At 62.7% G+C, this 17,367-nt stretch carries 14 protein-coding genes and 1 pseudogene; 8 read left to right on the top strand and 7 right to left on the bottom strand.

Annotated features, from left to right (window positions below):
* Positions 1 to 30 precede the first annotated feature (30 nt).
* From M3P88_RS12895 to recC, 7 genes and pseudogenes are all read right to left on the bottom strand, one after another.
* Complete coding sequence (locus M3P88_RS12895; protein WP_249616417.1) at positions 31 to 921, bottom strand: NUDIX hydrolase; 891 nt, start codon at positions 919 to 921, stop codon at positions 31 to 33.
* Positions 922 to 963: 42 nt separating this feature from the next.
* Positions 964 to 1,395, bottom strand: a complete 432-nt coding sequence (locus M3P88_RS12900; protein ID WP_249616470.1) for a CZB domain-containing protein — start codon at positions 1,393 to 1,395, stop codon at positions 964 to 966.
* Positions 1,396 to 1,434: 39 nt separating this feature from the next.
* Positions 1,435 to 1,689, bottom strand: a pseudogene (locus M3P88_RS12905) (methyl-accepting chemotaxis protein); the annotation flags it as partial.
* A gap of 499 nt (positions 1,690 to 2,188) precedes the next feature.
* Positions 2,189 to 3,913: an exodeoxyribonuclease V subunit alpha gene (recD, locus tag M3P88_RS12910; protein WP_249616418.1), complete on the bottom strand. Its 1,725-nt coding sequence runs from the start codon at positions 3,911 to 3,913 to the stop codon at positions 2,189 to 2,191.
* Positions 3,894 to 5,390 (bottom strand): polyphosphate:AMP phosphotransferase, encoded by a 1,497-nt coding sequence (pap, locus tag M3P88_RS12915; RefSeq protein ID WP_249616419.1) that lies wholly within the window; start codon positions 5,388 to 5,390, stop codon positions 3,894 to 3,896. The genes recD and pap overlap by 20 nt, the downstream gene beginning before the upstream one ends.
* A gap of 139 nt (positions 5,391 to 5,529) precedes the next feature.
* A complete protein-coding gene (recB, locus tag M3P88_RS12920; protein WP_249616420.1) occupies positions 5,530 to 9,081 on the bottom strand; it encodes an exodeoxyribonuclease V subunit beta in 3,552 nt (1,183 codons plus the stop codon).
* A complete protein-coding gene (recC, locus tag M3P88_RS12925; protein WP_249616421.1) occupies positions 9,078 to 12,314 on the bottom strand; it encodes an exodeoxyribonuclease V subunit gamma in 3,237 nt (1,078 codons plus the stop codon). Before recC ends, recB begins: the two co-directional genes overlap by 4 nt.
* Positions 12,315 to 12,380: 66 nt before the next feature.
* Here recC and M3P88_RS12930 point away from each other — a divergent pair, with 66 nt between their 5' ends.
* From M3P88_RS12930 to pilV, 8 genes are all read left to right on the top strand, one after another.
* Complete coding sequence (locus M3P88_RS12930; protein WP_249616422.1) at positions 12,381 to 12,764, top strand: SirB2 family protein; 384 nt, start codon at positions 12,381 to 12,383, stop codon at positions 12,762 to 12,764.
* A 171-nt stretch (positions 12,765 to 12,935) separates the two neighbouring features.
* Complete coding sequence (locus M3P88_RS12940; RefSeq protein ID WP_283773210.1) at positions 12,936 to 13,358, top strand: type IV pilin protein; 423 nt, start codon at positions 12,936 to 12,938, stop codon at positions 13,356 to 13,358.
* Positions 13,358 to 13,849: a GspH/FimT family pseudopilin gene (locus M3P88_RS12945; RefSeq protein WP_249616423.1), complete on the top strand. Its 492-nt coding sequence runs from the start codon at positions 13,358 to 13,360 to the stop codon at positions 13,847 to 13,849. The genes M3P88_RS12940 and M3P88_RS12945 overlap by 1 nt, the downstream gene beginning before the upstream one ends.
* Positions 13,846 to 14,433 (top strand): prepilin-type N-terminal cleavage/methylation domain-containing protein, encoded by a 588-nt coding sequence (locus M3P88_RS12950; RefSeq protein WP_249616424.1) that lies wholly within the window; start codon positions 13,846 to 13,848, stop codon positions 14,431 to 14,433. The genes M3P88_RS12945 and M3P88_RS12950 overlap by 4 nt, the downstream gene beginning before the upstream one ends.
* Positions 14,430 to 15,386 carry a hypothetical protein gene (locus tag M3P88_RS12955; RefSeq protein ID WP_249616425.1) on the top strand — a complete coding sequence of 319 codons (957 nt, stop codon included), beginning with the start codon at positions 14,430 to 14,432 and terminating at the stop codon, positions 15,384 to 15,386. Before M3P88_RS12950 ends, M3P88_RS12955 begins: the two co-directional genes overlap by 4 nt.
* Positions 15,383 to 16,009, top strand: coding sequence for a hypothetical protein (locus tag M3P88_RS12960; RefSeq protein ID WP_249616426.1), 627 nt, complete (start codon positions 15,383 to 15,385; stop codon positions 16,007 to 16,009). Before M3P88_RS12955 ends, M3P88_RS12960 begins: the two co-directional genes overlap by 4 nt.
* A 372-nt stretch (positions 16,010 to 16,381) precedes the next feature.
* A complete protein-coding gene (locus M3P88_RS12965) occupies positions 16,382 to 16,942 on the top strand; it encodes a GspH/FimT family pseudopilin (RefSeq protein WP_249616427.1) in 561 nt (186 codons plus the stop codon).
* Complete coding sequence (gene pilV, locus M3P88_RS12970) at positions 16,929 to 17,366, top strand: type IV pilus modification protein PilV (RefSeq protein ID WP_249616428.1); 438 nt, start codon at positions 16,929 to 16,931, stop codon at positions 17,364 to 17,366. Before M3P88_RS12965 ends, pilV begins: the two co-directional genes overlap by 14 nt.
* Position 17,367: the final 1 nt, after the last annotated feature.

Raw genomic sequence — 17,367 nt, forward strand, 5'->3', positions numbered from 1 at the left:
TATTGAGCCGCCAGTCGAGGCTGGCAAACTTCAGATCGGCATGCCGGCGGGCAAGGACGGCGTCGCCGTAGCCGGCCACTGGCGCAAGCTGTCAAATACGGCGGCAATCTCCGCTTGCTGCGCGCCCCAGTAGCCCAGACGCAGCAGACAATCGGTGGCCACCAGCGCCGCATCGGCCATAAAACGCTCCTGCAGCAGCAAGGCTTCGACTTCGGCCAAGGGCAGCAGGCTGTGCTCGGCCACTTCGCCATCCTGATTGGCGGGCTTCACCCCCTCGGGCAACCACAAATCGAAGGCATGCAGCCACTCGCGGTGCAAGCCGCGCGCCACCGGACGTTCGGCCAGAATACGGCTGGCAACCGTGAGTGGCGCCAGACGCTCGGTGCTGATGCCGGCTTCTTCCCAGCCTTCGCGCAGGCAGGCATCGTGCACCGTCTCGCCTGCAGCCACGCCGCCGCCGACCAGATTATCCATACGATTGGGTTCGAACGATTTGTCCGGGCTGCGCCGCCCAACCCACATGCGCACCTCGCCCGACGCCAACCGGGTCAGGCCGTTAATGTGAGCGGCGTGGCTGGTCAGCCCCAAGGGACGGAAAGCGGCACGATCAAGCTGAAACAAAGGCCGGCCATTGGCCTGATGGCAGGCGAATTTCTCGTCGCGCCAGCCGGTCAGCCAGCCTGCCTCGCACCAGACGCGTGCCGCCGCATCCAGCAGGCGGCTGTTTTCATGGCTGTGATCGCTCAGGCGGCAAGCCAGCCCCCCGCCGACCGCCACAAACAGGCCGGACGGGCAGGACAGCAGCCGCGTCTGCCAGAGCGGGTTGACCGCCCCCACCACCTCGCCCGCCACCCACAACGGCACAAAGTCGGACAGATCATGCAGGGCGATACGCTCAAGATACTCGGCAACGGTAGGCATGATGCGTCCAAAAAATTTAAAACGCATCATTATAGCTTATTTTTATGCCAAAGCCTTACCTGCAGCGACAGAGCCCACACGGCCTGCCACAACATCCACTTCGGCCTCATGTCCGAGTCGGGTCAGCAATGCCAGGACCTCGCGACTGGCGGCCTCCATCTCCACCAGATACCGGTCCACCTCATTGCCCTGCTGCGACGCCAGTGCTTCCAGTGCCTGACGACCGGCCATATGTACGCGCTCATGCGGTCCAAGCAGTTCCCGGAACGCAGGGTAATTGGAAAACTCCTCTTTCCCGCGCCCATGTTCATACCATTGACCAAGACGACAAGTATGATGGTCTGCCAGACTGACTGCTTTGGCGCCGGTGCCGCTCAGTATCGTGTTATAGATATTCACCTTAAACACCACATGATCCAGCCGTGCGACTTCGAGAAAAGAAACAGTGGCAGCCTGCCCGATAGACTGGCGCATGCAGCGCGATAAGGTCAGCAACTCCTGCAGGCTCTCGGCGCTGCTTTCTCCCTGATAACGATGCTGCTCTGCATCGCGGGCAGCGGCCTCGACCAATACGCTGGTCGAATGGGTGCTGCCTTCAATCGACGTCACCAATGTGCCGATCTCGCGCGTGGCCTGGCTGGTACGTTCGGCCAGCTTTCTCACCTCGTCGGCCACCACCGCAAAACCGCGTCCCGCCTCGCCGGCGCGTGCGGCTTCAATGGCGGCATTGAGCGCCAGCAAGTTGGTCTGGTCGGCCACATCGCGAATCAGCTCGACAAAACTGCCGATTTTGCTGGTGTGCTGGTTCAGATTACGGATATCGCCAGCAATCCCCAACTGTCTATCCACCAGCTGACGGAAGCTTTCTATCATCTCGAACACCGATGCCAAGCTGGACTCCAGCGCCTGCACCGAGTCACCGGTGCGAATACGGTCACTATCCAGCCCAGCGGCCAATCCCACTAGCGATTGCTGCACATCGCCAAGGCTTTGCTGGCAGTCACCGAAGGTCGTGCGGCCAGCCTGTAATTGCTGCAATTGCTGACGCAAGGCATTGCATTCATCCTGCAAAAGCTGTTTATCCTGTCCGGCTGCGGCCAGTTGTGTCTGTAGTGCCTGACACTGCAGTTGCGTATCCTGCAAGGATTGCTGGACACCAACCAGTGTTTTGCTGCTTACAAAGCCAAACATACCGCCCTCGCAACAAATAAATAGAGCGCGGTATCCTATAGTAAAAGCAAAAAAACATATAGCATATTCAAGCGGTTCAATCCCGCCATAACCTTGCCCCCAAGCCCGACTCGCGTTCGGCCACACGGCTAGTGGCAGCCAATAGCACCGCCTGTGGCCCGATCAGCCGGCACTGCAGGCGGGCGCGGGTGATGCCGGTATATAAGAGCGCGCGCGAAAACAGGGCGGAAGATTGCTGCGGCAACACCAGCCATACCCGGTCAAATTCCGAGCCCTGGCTTTTATGCACCGTCATGGCAAAAGCGGTCTCGTGCCCGGGCAAGCGCGCCGGCGCCACCGCGCGAAAGCTGCCGTCGGCGCGCGGAAAATACACGCGCAGGCTGTCGCCATCCGCGAGCGCAATACCGATATCGCCGTTAAACAGGCCCACGCTGTAATCGTTTTCCCGCACCATCACCGCCCGCCCCACATACCACTCGGACTCGGCCTCGCGCTTGCTGTCGCGCAACAGGAAAGCCTCGACCGCCTGATTCAGCCGCGCCACTTCGCGCTTCTCGCCGGTCAGCAACATAAAGCGCAGGAATTCGGCAAACACCTCGGCCGGCGCGGCGCCGCCATGCGCCAGCGCAAAATACGCCGCGCGCTCGCGGTAATGCGCTTCTTCGTCCGGCGCGATATGCGCCTGCCACTCGATATCGGGGTAGGCGCTATCGGCCAGCAAAGCCAGCACCGCCGCTTCGTTGCCGCTATTGACCGCCCGCGCCAGACGGCCAATGCCGCTTTTTTCGCCAAAGCGGTGGCTGCGGGTCAGAAAGACTACCGCGTCCGACAGGCTTTGCGCCTCCCCCGCCTCGCCCGGCGCGGCAAGACCAGCCTTAGCCAGCCAGGCCAGCGTCGAGGCACACCATGCTTCGCGCGCGGCCACATCGCCCAGCACCGCACCCGGGTCAACCGAAGCCAGCTGGTCACGGTCGCCCAGCAGGATCAGCCGCGCATGGCCAGGCAAAGCGGCCACCGTGTCGTGCATCAGGGTCAGATCCACCATCGAGGCTTCGTCTATCACCAGCACATCCAGCGGCAACGGATTGCCGGCGTGATAACGCGGTGCATCGCGCCCCGGCACCAGAGCGATCAGGCGGTGCAGCGTCTGCGCCTCGTCCGGCAACTGCACCTTGACCTCGGGGGCAACATCCAGTGCCGCGCGCGCGCCGCGCATCGATTCGGACAGGCGCGCAGCGGCCTTGCCGGTTGGCGCCGCCATGCCCATCACCAGAGGGCGCGGCGACAAGGCCGCCAGCATGGCCAAAAGGCGCACCACGGTGGTGGTCTTGCCGGTGCCAGGCCCGCCGGAAATCACCAGTAGATGCTGGCGCACCGCCAGTGCCGCCGCCAGGCGCTGCCGATCGGCCGCGCCTTCATCCGTCGGCGCAAATAGCGCATCCAGCAAGGCGCGCACCCGCGCAGGATCAACTTCGCTCTTGTGTGCTGCCAGTGCCGCGAGCCGGGCTGCCAGTTCTTTTTCAAACCACCAGTGTCGGGCGAAATAGAGGCGCTCGCCCTCGTCCAGCACCAAAGGCGCATAAGCGCCGGCGCGCGCGACAAGCGAGCTTGCCATCAGTTCGCGCCGGCTCTCGCCATCGAGCACGCGCCGGCACACATGGCCTGCACGGTTGGCGCGCACCAGCGCATCAATCGCGGCGGACGCCGCCTCGCCCAAGCCGGGATCCAGCCTGCGCATCAGGCCGGACAACACGCCGGGCAAGACGTCGTCAGAGCGTTCTTCATGGTTCAGGCTGGGCATCGAGTCTGGCCTCCAGCGCATCGCATACGGTCTGCAACACCTTGATGCGCGCATAGTGTTTGTTATTGGCTTCCACCAGCGTCCACGGCACATGGGTGGTGCTGGTGCGGTCTATCATGTCGCACACCGCCAGCTTGTAATCATCCCAGCGCTCGCGGTTGCGCCAGTCTTCGGCGGTAATCTTGAAGCGTTTGAAGCCGGTTTTTTCGCGCGCCTCGAAACGCTTGAGCTGCTCTTCGGGGCTGGTCGCCAGCCAGAACTTGAGCACAATGGCGCCATCGGCCACCAACTGGTGCTCGAAATCATTGATCTCGTAATAAGCGCGCATCCAGTCTTGCGCGGCACAAAAACCCTCCACCCTTTCCACCAGCACCCGGCCATACCATGAACGGTCGAAAATCGCGGTATGGCCCTTGCCCGGCGCATGGCGCCAGAAGCGCCACAACCAGGGCTGTGCCGCCTCTTCGTCACTGGGTGCAGCCACCGGCATCACCCGGTAACGGCGTGCATCCAGCGCCTGCGTCACCCGCCGTATGCAGCCGCCCTTGCCGGCTGCGTCATTGCCTTCAAACACCAGCACCAGCGAATGGGCGGCAAAGCGCGCGTCGCGCGTCAGGCGGTTCAGCCGCCCCTGCAAGGCGTCCAGCTTATCCTTGTAATCTTCTTTTTCCAGTTCGCGATCCAGTTGCAGCGTATCCAGCAGCAACTTGTGGTCTATGGCTTGCGGCAAGGGCGGGCTGTCGCTGCGCGGCAAAAACACATGCGGCAGATCGAGACGGGCGCGAATGGCGGCCAGAATCGCCTCGCCCACCGCCAGGCTGCGGTAGTAGTGATCGGTGCCATCCACCACCACCCACGGCGCATAGGAAGTATTGGTCAGACGCAACATATGGGCGGCATGCTTGCGCAATTTGTCGTACAGCGCGTAATGCTTCCAGTCCTTGTCGCTCACCCGCCATGCGGTCTTGGGATCTTTTTGCAGCGCCTTCAGCCGCGACTTTTGCGCATCCTTGGACAGATGGAACCAGAACTTGAGAATCAGCGCACCATCATTGGACAACATGCGCTCGAAACGCAGGATGTCGGCGATCTGCTTATCCAGCTCGGCACTGTCTATCTCCTCTTCGGTGCGGTCAAACAGCGTGTCCGAATAGTAGGAGCCAAAGAAAATCCCCAGCCTTCCCTTGGGCGGCAGCTCGCGCCAGTAGCGCCACATCCACGGCCGCGACCGTGCCTCGTCATTGGGGGTATCAAACGCAACGGTATGAATCAGGCGCGGGTCCAGCCATTCATTGACCAGATTGAGCGTCTCGCCACGCCCGGCAGCATCGAAGCCGTGAATCAGGATCAGCACCGGAAAGTTGGGCGCCTGCTTCAGCTCGTACTGCGCATCCAGCAAGGCTTCGCGCAGCGCCGGTACCCGCACGTTCCAGTCGGCTTTGCTGATACGGTGGCCGATTTCGGCAGATTCAAACATATGGATTCCTTGTTGTTGGGGGAGTGGAAAATGGGGAGTGGGGAGTAGTGAGTGCCCCCCCCCTACTCCCTACTCCCTACTCCCTACTCCCTACTCCCTACTCCCTACTCCCTACTCCCTACTCCCTACTCCCTACGCCCTACTCCCCATCAAAACACCCATCCAGCGCCGCGATCAGGGCCGCGCTTGGCTTATCGCGCCAGACACCGTTACCGGCCCCGTCCAGTCCGCGCAAAAACAGGTAACGCACGCCGCCGAACTGTCCATCCAGCGCAATGCCGCGACTGGCCAGATAGCGCTTGAGCGCGGCGCAGTAGATCAGGTATTGCAGGTAGTAGTGCGCATGCGCGATCTCGTGCGCCAGGCGTTCGGGCGCGTAATCGGCGGCGTGTTCGCCCAGATGGTTGGATTTGTAATCGACGAGAAACCAGCGCCCGTCTATCACGCATGCCAGGTCGATGGCACCGGTGAGAAAGCCTTCCACCGTATGAAAGTCCAGCGTCGATGCCGCAGCGCGCAAGGGCTCGGCCAAGCCCATGGCCGGGTCGGTCAGCACGCGGCGCAGGCGCGACACAGACAGCCGCGCCAAGGGCCGGGTGAAATTCAGCTCGACCAGACGCTGCCCCGCCGGCACCTGGCGCAGACACACGCCCGCATCCAACGGTGCATCCAGCGTGCGCGCCACCATATCGCACACCGCGTCCAGCCAGTGTTCGGCAAAGCCGAAACGCGCCAGCGTATGGGCGGCGACCTCGCGTATGCGCGCCTCGCCCCACTGAAAATCGATAGACTCGAAGACCGCATGCAAACAGGTGCCGGGACGGGCCCCGCGCGGGAAGCTGAAGCGGTTAAACGGCACGCTGTCGTCGACCTCCGCCAGTTGCAGCGCGCCCTGATCGTGGTCGGGTTTTTCCGCCAGACGCGCCGGGGTTTTTGCCGTCAGCGCGGTAAAGCTGGTGACCCGCCACGGCGTATACAGCGTACGCGGCAGCACCGACAGCGACAGCCTCTCGCCCTCGGGCGCGGGGGCCAGGCAATCGGTGCGCAAGCGCGGCGCCGGCAACAGGGAAAATGCGCCGCCCCCCCTTTGGCACAGGTCGGCCAGATCATCTTTAAGCGTGATCTCGTCCAGCTTGAGGCGCGACAGCTCGGCCAGCGAATCGATAGCGGCAGCATGCAATAGCCAGGACAGCGCCGCGCTTTCCATACCCGACACATGGCGCCAACAGATCACCTGACGGTATTGGGCGCGGGTCAGCGCGACATACAGCAGACGCAGCTTTTCGCCCAGCGTTTCCTGGCGCGAAGCGGCGCGCGCCGCCTCATCAGCCAGACCATCGGGAACCAGCAAGGTCTGGCCGGAGGCGTGGTAACGCCAGAACGGGGTATCGGCGGCGTCCAGCTTGCCGTCCCACAAGAAGGGACAGAACACCAGCGGGTATTGCAGGCCTTTGGAAGTATGAATGGTCACGATCTTGACCAGCTGGGCATCGCTTTCCAGCCGCAAGACCGCCTCTTCGCCAGCGGGCGGATGGGCGACGCGCCCTTCAAACCAGGCCAATAGCGGCGACAGGGCGCTTTTTTCTTCGCTTTGCTGCTGGATCAGTTCGGACAGATGGGCAAGATTGGTCAGCCGGCGCTCGCCGCCTTCTTGCGGCAAGAGCCGTAGCGCCAGCGCACTGCGGGCAAAAAAGCCGCGCCAGGCCGCCATAAAGCCCTGCTCCTGCCAGCGCTCGAAGTCTTCGCGATTCAGGCGCAGGCAAGCTTCCCACGCTTCCTCGTCTTCGGCCAGGGCAAACAGCGCCTGCGCATCCAGCCCGTACAGCGAAGTCGCCAGCGCCGCGCGCAAGCGTCCCTCGCTGGCAGGCTCGGCCCAGGCGCGCAACAGCGCCAGCATCTCGCGCGCTTCCAGGCTGGAAAATACGCTCTCCTGTGTCAAGGCCACGCTGGCGATGCCGCGCAGGCGCAGCGCCTGGCGCATGCTCTCGCCCTGACGGTGGGTAGCCACCAGCACCGCCATATCGCCACCGGACAGGGCGCGGCCGTTGTCGCCCTTGAAAATCCGCGCCCGCCCTTCTGCCGCCAGATTCAGCAAGCGGGCGATTTCGTCGGCACAGACGGCCGCCGCCCACTCGCCGGCGCCCTCCTTGCCTTGCGCCTTGGGCGCGTCATTGTCCTGCCACAACACGGTAAACGGTGACTGATCGTCATCCACTTCCAGACGCCCGCGCTGCTGGCTGTCGGCATTGACCGGGTAGTAGCGGATGTCTTCCAGCACAAAAGGATTGGGGCGGGCAAACAGGGTATTGACCGCCTCGACCAGCGCCTCGCACGAGCGGCGGTTGGTGTCCAGCGTGTAGTGGTGGCTGGCATCGCTGCGCGCGGCAAGATAGGCAAAAATATCGGCCCCGCGAAAGCTGTAGATCGCCTGCTTGGGGTCGCCCACCAGAAACACCGGCGGCTGCGGCCGTGCCTCGACAAAGCAGCGGCGGAAAATATCGTACTGGATGGGGTCGGTGTCCTGAAACTCGTCAATCAGCGCCACCTGAAAGCTGCGCGCCACATGGCTCGCCAGCAAAGGTCCGCTGGTTTTCTCGTTCAGTGCGCCATACAGATCGGTCAGCAAATCATCGAAGCTGCGCCTGCGCTTATTGGCGCGCACGCGCTCGTGCTCGGCATTGATCCAGTCAATCAGCTCCAGCTTGAGGCGGATCACCGCATGCTCCACCCCCTGACGCAAGGCGCTGGCGCACAAAAGCCACGCCTCCACCAGGGCAAACAGCGGATGCTCGGGCGGCACAAAGCCCTTTTTCATAGCCCCGCTTAAACTGTCCGGCGTCAGCTTGAGCAGGTTTTTCAGATCGGCCTCGGACAAAAGGGACGGCGCGCTATCGGCCGCCAGCATGCGTTTTAGCAGGCGGGCAATATGCGCAACAATGGCCGGCTTGTAGCTGGTGGCTTTATACCCCTGCGTGCCGGTAAAGACCGCCAGCCCCTCGTCGACAGCGGCCGCCTTGAGCGCCTGCCATGCCGCATCCTGCGCCCCCAGCACCACCTCCAAATCCACCGCCGGCGGGCGCACCGCGGTGAGATAGGGGCGCGACAGATGCGGACGCACTGCCGTCAGCCAGCCATCCGGCGTCTCGCCGCTTTCGGCCAGCACCCGCGACAGGGTGGCATCCCTGACCACGCGCCGGCGCCAGAAATCGTCGGCCAACTCCATCAGCGCATCCAGATCGTCCACCACCAGTTCGGCTTCGAACGTCTGTGCGCTTTCAAATGCGGCATCGGTCAGTACGCGCTGGCAGAAGCCGTGAATGGTATAGATGGCCGCCGCATCAAAGCCGCTGATGGCGGCAGACAGGCGGGCAATGGCGCGGCTGCGCGCCTCGGGTGCGGCATAACGCGCGCACATGGCAGCCAGAAAAGGCTCGCTGGCATCTTCGCTCGACTCCAGCGCCAGCCGCGTCTCGACCAGACGCGCGCGCAGGCGCTCGCGCAACTCGGCCGTGGCGGCCTTGGTATAGGTCACCACCAGAATGCGGTCTATGGTCGGCGCGGGCGCATCGCCGTCTTCCAGCAGCAAGCGGGTAAACAGCGCGGCAATGGTCCAAGTCTTGCCGGTACCGGCCGAAGCCTCGATCAGATTAACGCCCGACAAGGGGCAATCTACGACATCCAGCGGCTTCATGCGGCGTCCTCCGTTTCTTCCTTGCCATCGAAGGCGGCCAGCATGGGCAGCAGCAACACCTCGGCCAGTTGCAAAAATTGTGCGTCCTGCAAGGGATCGCTGCCGCGAAACACCAGCTCGACCGCCGCCTCGCTCTTTTGCGGAAACTTGCCGCGCCCGGTAAAGCTCGGGTCCCACTCGGCGTAGGCTTTGCTGAGCGCCGCATCGCGCGCCGTCACGTCATCAGCCAGGACCTTGGCGGCCGCAAGGCTGGTACGCGGGAAAAACGCCAGCGGCGCGCGCTGCCCCAGCGCATAAAACGACAGCCAGGCTTCCAGCTGCGCGGTGGCATCATCCACCGGCAACAGGGCCAGCGCATCTTCGTCATCCACCAGCAAGGAGGCCGGCATCACGCCTGCCGGGCGCAAGACGCACAGCACCAGATGACGCAGCCAGAAGGCGATGCGCTCGCCGGCATGGGCACGCCGGGGCGTGGTCGTAATCAGCCCGCACGGGCGCAGGCCGGACAATTCGCCAGCCAGGGTAAAATCGCCTATCACCAGCCCTAGCGGCTCGGGCGGCAGGGTCGCATCGGCCAATTCATCCGGCAGGCGCGCGGCAAAGCGCGCACTTTGCCCCAGCTCGTCGGCAAGCCAGGCCTGGCCCAGCGCCGCCGGCGGCAACAGGCCCATGCCGGACAGGCGCGCCTTGACCGGCGCCAGCGGTTTGCCCGCATACAGCGCTGCCACCAAGGGGGTGCGTACCGCCACGCGGCTATTGCGATCCAGCGCAAACGGCTCGCGCGTTTCCATATCCTCCAGGGTCGCGGCCAGCCTGACCCCGAGCTGGTCGCCCAAATAACTGCGCACCGGGTTTTGCCAGAAACGGATCAAGGCCGACAAGGCCACCACGCGCGGCGCCGTTAGCGGCAAGGGCGTGGCAAAAGGCAAGGGCGCATGGCGCGGCGCGGACAGGGCGGCATAATAGGCCGGCTCGAAACTGGCCTCGGCCGTGGCGGCATAATTGCTGCGGGCAAAAGGCTGCAGGCTATGCTGTTGCAGCAAGCTTTTGCCGGCATCGGTGCCGGTCATGGCGCAGAGGCAATCGAGCAGCTCGGACACCAGCGCCGAAGGCGGCAAGGGCTCGTCGCTACGCGCCGAACGCCCGACCCAGGACAGGTATAACGCCTCGCGCGCAGATAGAATGGCTTCCAGAAACAGATAGCGGTCATCGAAACGGCGCGAACGGTCGCCCTTTTGCGGATGGCGCGCAATCAAGTCGAAGCTGACCGGGCGCTCGTCGCGCGGATACGCACCGTCATTCATGCCGATCAGGCACAGCACGCGAAACGGAATCGAGCGCATCGGCACCATGGCGCAAAACGTCACCCGCCCGGCCAGAAAACCCGAGCCCGACGCCTGCTTAAGGCGGCGCTGTATATAGTCGCGCACCACAGGCAACCCCACCGCCTGGCTATAGGCGGCGAGTGTCGCATCCTCGGCCAGTTCGGCGGCGGCATCAAACAATACCGCCAGCGCGTCTTCCTCTTCGGCATTCACGCTGAACAAGGCATTGGCCGCCTCACCCAGCCGTGTCGCCCACAGCTGTGGCGTCGCCGCCTGCTGCCACAGCTCAGCCAGCTCAAACAGGGTCTCGATCAAGGAGGCGAAGCGCGCCAGTGTCTCACTGAGCGAGCCGCCGGCGCCGCCGGCCGGCAGCAGCCCGCCAAACAGGGGCGAGCGCGTGTCGCCGGCCATGGCCTCAGGCAGAATGCCGCCCAGCAGCAGGCGATCCAGCCCCCAGCGCCAGGTGTGGTGCGCATCATCCGGCAAACCCAGCGCCCGCTTGTGCGCGGCATCGCGCCCCCAGCGTATGCCGCTGGCGCGTACCCAGTCGTGGATAAAAGGCACATCCGTCGCCGTCAGACCGAAGCGCGCCAGCAAGGCATCGCAGTCCAGCAGCGACAGCACATCATCGGCGGCAAAACGCGAGTCGAGCAAATCCAGCAGCGCGGCAAAGCTGGCCAGCAAGGGCTGCTCGCGCGCAACGGTACGGTCGGCGATGGTATAGGGAATATTGGCGGCACCGGCATCGCTGCGCTTGCCAAATACGCTGTCGATAAACGGCGCGTAGGCATTGATGTCGGGGGTGAGCACCACGATATCGGCCGGCGTCAGGCTGCTGTCGGCCGCAAAGCGCGCCAGCAACCGGTCTTTGAGCACTTCCAGCTCGCGCATCGCGCCGTGGGTGGCATGCAGTTCGATGGAACGGTCGTCGACCGCCTGCATCGCCGGCACATAGCTGCCAAGCCCGGGGTTGGCCAGCGTCAGCATATCGCGCTGCAAGCGCGATAACAGGCTGCCCTCCTCCCCCGCGTCGTATAGCGGATGCGAATCCAGTTCGGCATCGCCGGCAATCAGATCGAAAAAGTCGCGCCCCTGCTTGCCCAGCGAAGCCAGCAAGGGATGGCCCTGCGCCGCCGCCACCGCTTCCGTGTCAAACAGGTCGCGCTGGTGGCGCGCCTCCACCAGATCTCCCCAATAGGCTTCGCACGGGTTCAGGGTAAATAGGAACACCTCGGTCAGCGCGGAGAGACGCTTGACCAGCGCCAGATACATGGGCGCCAGATTGGAGATGCCGAACAGAATCACCCGCTCGGGCAGATGGGCGCGCGTCAGCGACGACAAAAAATCATCCAGCAGGCGCACCCGGTGACGCGTGGCATCTTCGGCGGCCAATACCCGCCACAAGGCGGCCTGCCATGCCTCGTCTTCGCCCAGCCCCTGCAACTCGCCCCTCTCCCAGGCCCGTATCCACTGCGGGCGGAACACCAGATACTGGTCGAAAATGTCGGCCACCTTGCCGGAGAGCTCGAACGCGGCCGTCTCGCCGCCCTCCAGATAGCGCGCCAGCGCCTGATACGGCTCGCCGCTCAGCGTCGGCAACAAGGCCATCAGCCGCCAGCTCAATACCTCGGGGGCGAAAGTCGATTTTCTGGGCAGGCCCGGCAACACTTTTTGCATCAGCTGCCAGGCAAACGCCGCCGGCAGCACAAAATCGAGATGGGCGGCGATGCCGGCTTTCTTCGCCAGATCCAGCGTAATCCAGCGCCCCATGCCGCGGCTTTGCACCAGGACGGTTTCGGCGGCAAACGGGTCGGACAAGGGCGCAGCCTGTTGCACCGTGGCCAGCAAAGTACCCAGCGTTTCCAGACGGTTGGATTGATACAGATGCAACATGGCAAACACTCTCATCAGACCCGGTCCGACAGTGTAACATCCCCCCTCCACCTTATGCCCGAGGCCTAACAGGAACCCGATATGTACCCGTACCTGATGCTCAAACATGCCCATGCCGGCTTTGCCTACCTGACTTTGCTGTCGTTCGCCATCCGCGCCGGGCTGATGCTGGCCGGCTCGCCGCTCCTGCAAAGCAAGCTCGCGCGCATCCTGCCGCATATTATCGACACCCTGCTGCTGGCCTGTGCCGTGGCACTGGTGGTACTGGGCGCCTGGCCCTTGTCCTCGCCGTGGATTGTCGCCAAGATCGTCGCCCTGCTCGGCTATGTCGCACTGGGCACCATCGCCCTTAAGCGCGGGCGCACGCCGCAGATCCGCCAGGCGGCGCTGCTCGCTTCTTTCGCCTTGCTGGCCTATATCTTTGCTGTGGCCAAAACCAAGATGATCGCGCCCTTCCTGTTCTGATCCCCGACCCGCCGGCCCGCGACGCCATCTTGCGTGGCGGGCCGTATTTTTTGTAGCGCCCGCAGCAAGCCATGCAAATGGCGGCTAAAACCAGAGGATGTTAAGCACAAGAAATAAGCCGATAGCGTCAGCTACCCTCACGCCATGCGGCAGCGCGCGGATAATATCGCCATGGTTTATAAACAACATCCCGGCTTTACCCTGATCGAGCTGCTCATCACCATGGCGATCGTCGGCATTCTCGCGGCCATTGCCCTGCCCGCTTATCAAGGCTATGTGCAAAAGGCGCGACGGACCGATGCCCAAACCGCCATCATGCGCATTCAGCAAGCGCAAATCCGCCATCGCGGTTTTGACGTCAGCTACGCCGCCTCCCTGAGTGCACTGACACCCGCCCAGTCCGCCACCAGCGAACAGGGGGACTACACCCTGTCCACCGGCATTCCGGCAGGCGAGGCCGCCAGCAGTGCTTTTTATGTAGAAGCCAAGGTTCGCGCGGGCTCGGCGCAGCAAGCCGATAGTGCCTGCCAGACCTTGCGTCTGGAGCAAGTCGGCACCCAAACCCGCCGCACGCCGGCGGCCTGCTGGGCTTGATGATGCACACACGCCGCGGTTTTACCCTGATCGAAATGCTGGTCACCCTGTCGGTACTGGCCATTTTGCTGGCGCTCGCCATGCCCAGCCTGTCTGCCTGGTTTGCCCGCGCACGCCTGGCCGGTGCGACCGAGTCGCTCACCGATACGCTGCGCTTTGCACGCAAGCAGGCCATCACGCGGCAACAGCCCATCTGGCTGCAAACCCGTAGTGGTGACGACTGGTCGCTGATTGTCAGCCAGAACAGGAACGAAAGCTGCGCGCAGGCACTGGCCTGCATCCGTGCGGCAGACTACCGTGGCGTATCGCTGGCAACACAAGGCTTGCCGGCACAGATCCGTTTCTCCCCGCTCAAGGGCCTGCCGCAAAACGCGGCGGGCACCGCTTTAGGTGAAGCCCGCTGGATGCTGACGCAGCCAAACTGTAGCGACAGCATCATCAAGCTGCTGCCAACCGGCTTTATCCACGCCAGCCAGGCCCGTTGCCCATGAAAAAACACCTCGGCTTTACCCTGACGGAAATGATGATCGCCCTGCTTATCGGCCTGCTTGTGCTGCTGGCGGTATCGACCCTGTTCGTCAACTTCACCACCAACGCCAGCCATGACCGCCAACAAGCTGCGCTGCGCGCCATGATGGATAGCGCCATGAGCAGCATGGCCATGTTTTTGCGCCGTGCAGGCTACGCCGGCGAGGCAGACCCGGCGCCCTACGCCCGTATTTTTATCGGACAAAACGGCCATTGCCTGCGCTTTGCCCATGCCAGCCCGCCCGGCGAGAGCGCGCAGGACCCGCATTTTTACGCTCTGCGCCTGAAACAGCAGGACGGCAAGGGCCGCATCCAGCAATTGGCTACCGACCAGGATAATTGGCATTGTGATGCGCCCGATGCCGACTGGCAGGATCTGACCCTGCCGGCAGCAGGCTCGGTGACCGGGCTAAGCTTTAGCCAGAGCGGGCGCGACGGCATTCATATTGCACTGAGCGCACAGCAAAGCGGGCTTGCCACCCTATCGCTAGGCGCGACCATCACCCCGCGCAACCACCCGATCATTATTCAGGAGGCGACGCCATGAAAATGCAACGCGGCGCAGCCACCTTGCTGCTTGTGATGTCGCTGCTGGCGCTGATCTCGCTGGCCTTGCTCTACACCTCGCGTCACGTCCTGATCGAACACTTCAATGCCCAGGCCCAGCATAAATACCATCAGGCGCTGGGCTATGCCGAACAAGGGCTGGAGGCGGCCCGCCTGCGCCTGGCACAAGCAGAAACAACGCCGCCACCGGCAAACAGCCACTATCAGGTGCGCTTCGACCCCCTGCCGGCCAAGCGCATCCGCGTCAATAGCCGGGGCAGCTACGATGGCTATCACGTCGATGTACAGCAGTTGTTCCAGCTGGAAGCGGTCACGGCGCTCACCCTGCCTTGCGGCAAGCACGGTGGCAAAACCAGCCGTAGTCCCCAGCATGATCCGGTACTGGCCATCACCGGCAAACTCGACTTTTTCGGCACGATTCACCAGGCTCATGGCTCGGCAGGCGCACAGCCGGCATCGTGCTTTCCGGTCGGCGAGGATCTGGATACCGGCTCGTCCAACCCCCGCCCCAACGACAGCATGCCCGACTGGGGCGGCGCACTGGCAGACAAGCCACCAGCGGTTGATGTGCCTAATAGCAGCGGTCAGCCACTGGACTGCAAGGCGCTGCAGCAAGCCATCGCCGATGCGCGCGGCGGCAACAAACCCTGGGTGATAGCAGGCCCGGTCAAGCTGGAAGGAAGCTGTCCTATCAATGCAAAAGGGCAGCCGCAGGATATCGTGATCGTGGGCGACGTCAGCATGCGGGGAGCTCTGTCGCTGATGCAGGCCAATCTGCTGATTATCGGTGATCTGATCGGCCGCCCCATGAGCGCGTTGACGATCTACGGCACGGCCAACGGCTTCAATTTTGATCAACTGGAGACGGATGCAAACAGTCAAACCGCCAAAGCCATCCCCGGCAGCTGGATAGATAGCGCAGGGACACCATGACACGAGCAGCCGGATTTACCCTGATGGGCGTACTGGTCAGCTTGCTGGTGCTGAGTTTGGGCATTCTGGGGCTGATACGTTTTCAAGGCATGCTGCTGCAAAGCGAAATTCACAGCAGCGACTACGCCAATGCCACCAACCTGGCGCAAAGCGCGCTGGAAGAACGCAAAAGCTGTGAGCCCAAGCAGTGTGCCAGCGACACATTCGCTCTACCTTCGCCCAATGCACCCGCTCCGCTTAACCGGTTTTTATGCAAATACAGCAGCAAAGACCAGATGACGACCGTCAGCGTGCGCTGGAACGATGCCGACGGCAAAGCCAATGAGCTGGCCGTCTCCTCGCCGCAGGCCGACTGCAGTAGCGCGCAGGAAATCCCGCCTCCAGCCCAGTGCGCCACGCCCACCCTCATCATGGTCAATGATGTACATCAAAATGCCCGCGTGACCATTAATCAGGGAAGGTGCACAAACCTGGGCGGCCACCCTTGGCATACATGGCGCTGCAGCAGTCAGGCAGACCAAGGCAGCCGCCTGATTATCGAGATCGATGGCATGGGACAAGGCCATGATGAAAGCTTCACGCTCACGGCCAACTGCAAGGAAAATAGCGTACAAGGAAAATAAAGACCGGTCGGTGCCGGTCTTTATTTCCCTTGATTGGTGCTGCCGCAAAAATTGGCGCAACAGGCAGGCCTTTACTACGCACGCCATAGGGGCAAGGAAGTCACCGCCATGGCTACGGACCACATAAGCAACGCGGCCTACCGCATACATGTAATCAGCTTCCGCCCCTCCTCCCGCCAAGCCCACCGGCACATAGCCAATATGCTCGTTATTTGATGCACCTCATATTCAGATAGCAAGCATAACCTTACAATGTATGCTGTTTATATTGCATTGCGACTGCACAAACCACCATCTCGCCATGGCCAGGCGGCATTGCCTCACCCGAGTCCATCGCCTGTCCGAGCCATATACAGAACAGAGCCAAGCCTTTTGCACACAGTCCATTTCGCCAAGCAGCCTGCACAGGGGCTTACCCTGATTGAGCTCCTGCTCACCCTGTCCATTCTGGCCATTATGCTGGCAATGGCACTGCCTGCTTTCGGCCCAATGGTCGCCAACCACAAAGCAAAAAGTGCCAGCCAGAGTCTGGTCAGTGCGCTGAATCTGGCGCGCTCGGAAGCCATCAAGCGTGGCCACGAAGTCAGCATCTGTCCGCTGGCAGACGGCAATAGCGCACGCAACTGCCTGACGGATGGCTGGGGCAATGCATTAAGCAATGAAGCCGGTATCTGGGTTTTTGACGACCAGACCCTGCCCTTATTGGCTCTGGAAGACAGTACCCAGCGCATCCAGCAACTGGCACCGGCCAAAACCGGCATCAGTCTGAGCGCTTCAAACAATATCAAGTCCGGCATCAGCTATCTGGCGGATGGCAGCGTCAAGCAAGCCGGCAGCCTGAAGGTTGTGGTTCCCGGCGCGGCACGCTGCCTCAAGCTGGCGGCCAATGGCCGCCTCACCCTGCTCACGGTAAAAGAAAATGACCCCTGCTGAATACATGGGCCGCAGCCAGCAGCATGGCTTTTCGCTGATCGAGGTACTGATCTCCATGCTGGTGCTGTCGCTGGGCATGCTGTCACTGGCGGCCCTGTTTATTTCTTCACTCAGCACCAGCCATGCGGCCAGCCAGCGCAGCCAGGCAACATTTTTGGCCTACGACATCATCGAGAGCATGCGCGCCAACCGTAAAGCGGCGCTGGCAAGTTGTTACACCGCGACCGCGGCCTGCAGCAACCCGGTTGCCCGCAACGACCTGACACTCTGGCAAGCACAAATCCGTCGCACCCTGCCAGATGGCAGCGGCACGGTCAGCATGACGGGCACGCGGGCTACCGTCGAAGTCAGCTGGGACGAAGGAAAAACCAATGAAGACGGTGTGCCGCTACGCGCGGCATTCAGCACCGACACGGGGATTTGAA

It is taken from the genome of Craterilacuibacter sp. RT1T (assembly GCF_023502145.1).
Taxonomy (GTDB): Bacteria; Pseudomonadota; Gammaproteobacteria; order Burkholderiales; family Chromobacteriaceae; genus Craterilacuibacter.

Excerpts from the sequence above, each read along its gene's own strand:
- recD (WP_249616418.1), bottom strand. The coding sequence starts at position 3,913 with ATGCCCAGCCTGAACCATGAAGAACGCTCTGACGACGTCTTGCCCGGC.
- M3P88_RS12955 (WP_249616425.1), top strand. The coding sequence starts at position 14,430 with ATGAAAATGCAACGCGGCGCAGCCACCTTGCTGCTTGTGATGTCGCTG.
- M3P88_RS12945 (WP_249616423.1), top strand. The coding sequence starts at position 13,358 with ATGATGCACACACGCCGCGGTTTTACCCTGATCGAAATGCTGGTCACC.
- M3P88_RS12895 (WP_249616417.1), bottom strand. The coding sequence starts at position 921 with ATGCCTACCGTTGCCGAGTATCTTGAGCGTATCGCCCTGCATGATCTG.
- pap (WP_249616419.1), bottom strand. The coding sequence starts at position 5,390 with ATGTTTGAATCTGCCGAAATCGGCCACCGTATCAGCAAAGCCGACTGG.
- recC (WP_249616421.1), bottom strand. The coding sequence starts at position 12,314 with ATGAGAGTGTTTGCCATGTTGCATCTGTATCAATCCAACCGTCTGGAA.
- M3P88_RS12960 (WP_249616426.1), top strand. The coding sequence starts at position 15,383 with ATGACACGAGCAGCCGGATTTACCCTGATGGGCGTACTGGTCAGCTTG.
- M3P88_RS12900 (WP_249616470.1), bottom strand. The coding sequence starts at position 1,395 with ATGCGCCAGTCTATCGGGCAGGCTGCCACTGTTTCTTTTCTCGAAGTC.
- recB (WP_249616420.1), bottom strand. The coding sequence starts at position 9,081 with ATGAAGCCGCTGGATGTCGTAGATTGCCCCTTGTCGGGCGTTAATCTG.
- M3P88_RS12930 (WP_249616422.1), top strand. The coding sequence starts at position 12,381 with ATGTACCCGTACCTGATGCTCAAACATGCCCATGCCGGCTTTGCCTAC.
- M3P88_RS12940 (WP_283773210.1), top strand. The coding sequence starts at position 12,936 with ATGGTTTATAAACAACATCCCGGCTTTACCCTGATCGAGCTGCTCATC.
- M3P88_RS12950 (WP_249616424.1), top strand. The coding sequence starts at position 13,846 with ATGAAAAAACACCTCGGCTTTACCCTGACGGAAATGATGATCGCCCTG.
- pilV (WP_249616428.1), top strand. The coding sequence starts at position 16,929 with ATGACCCCTGCTGAATACATGGGCCGCAGCCAGCAGCATGGCTTTTCG.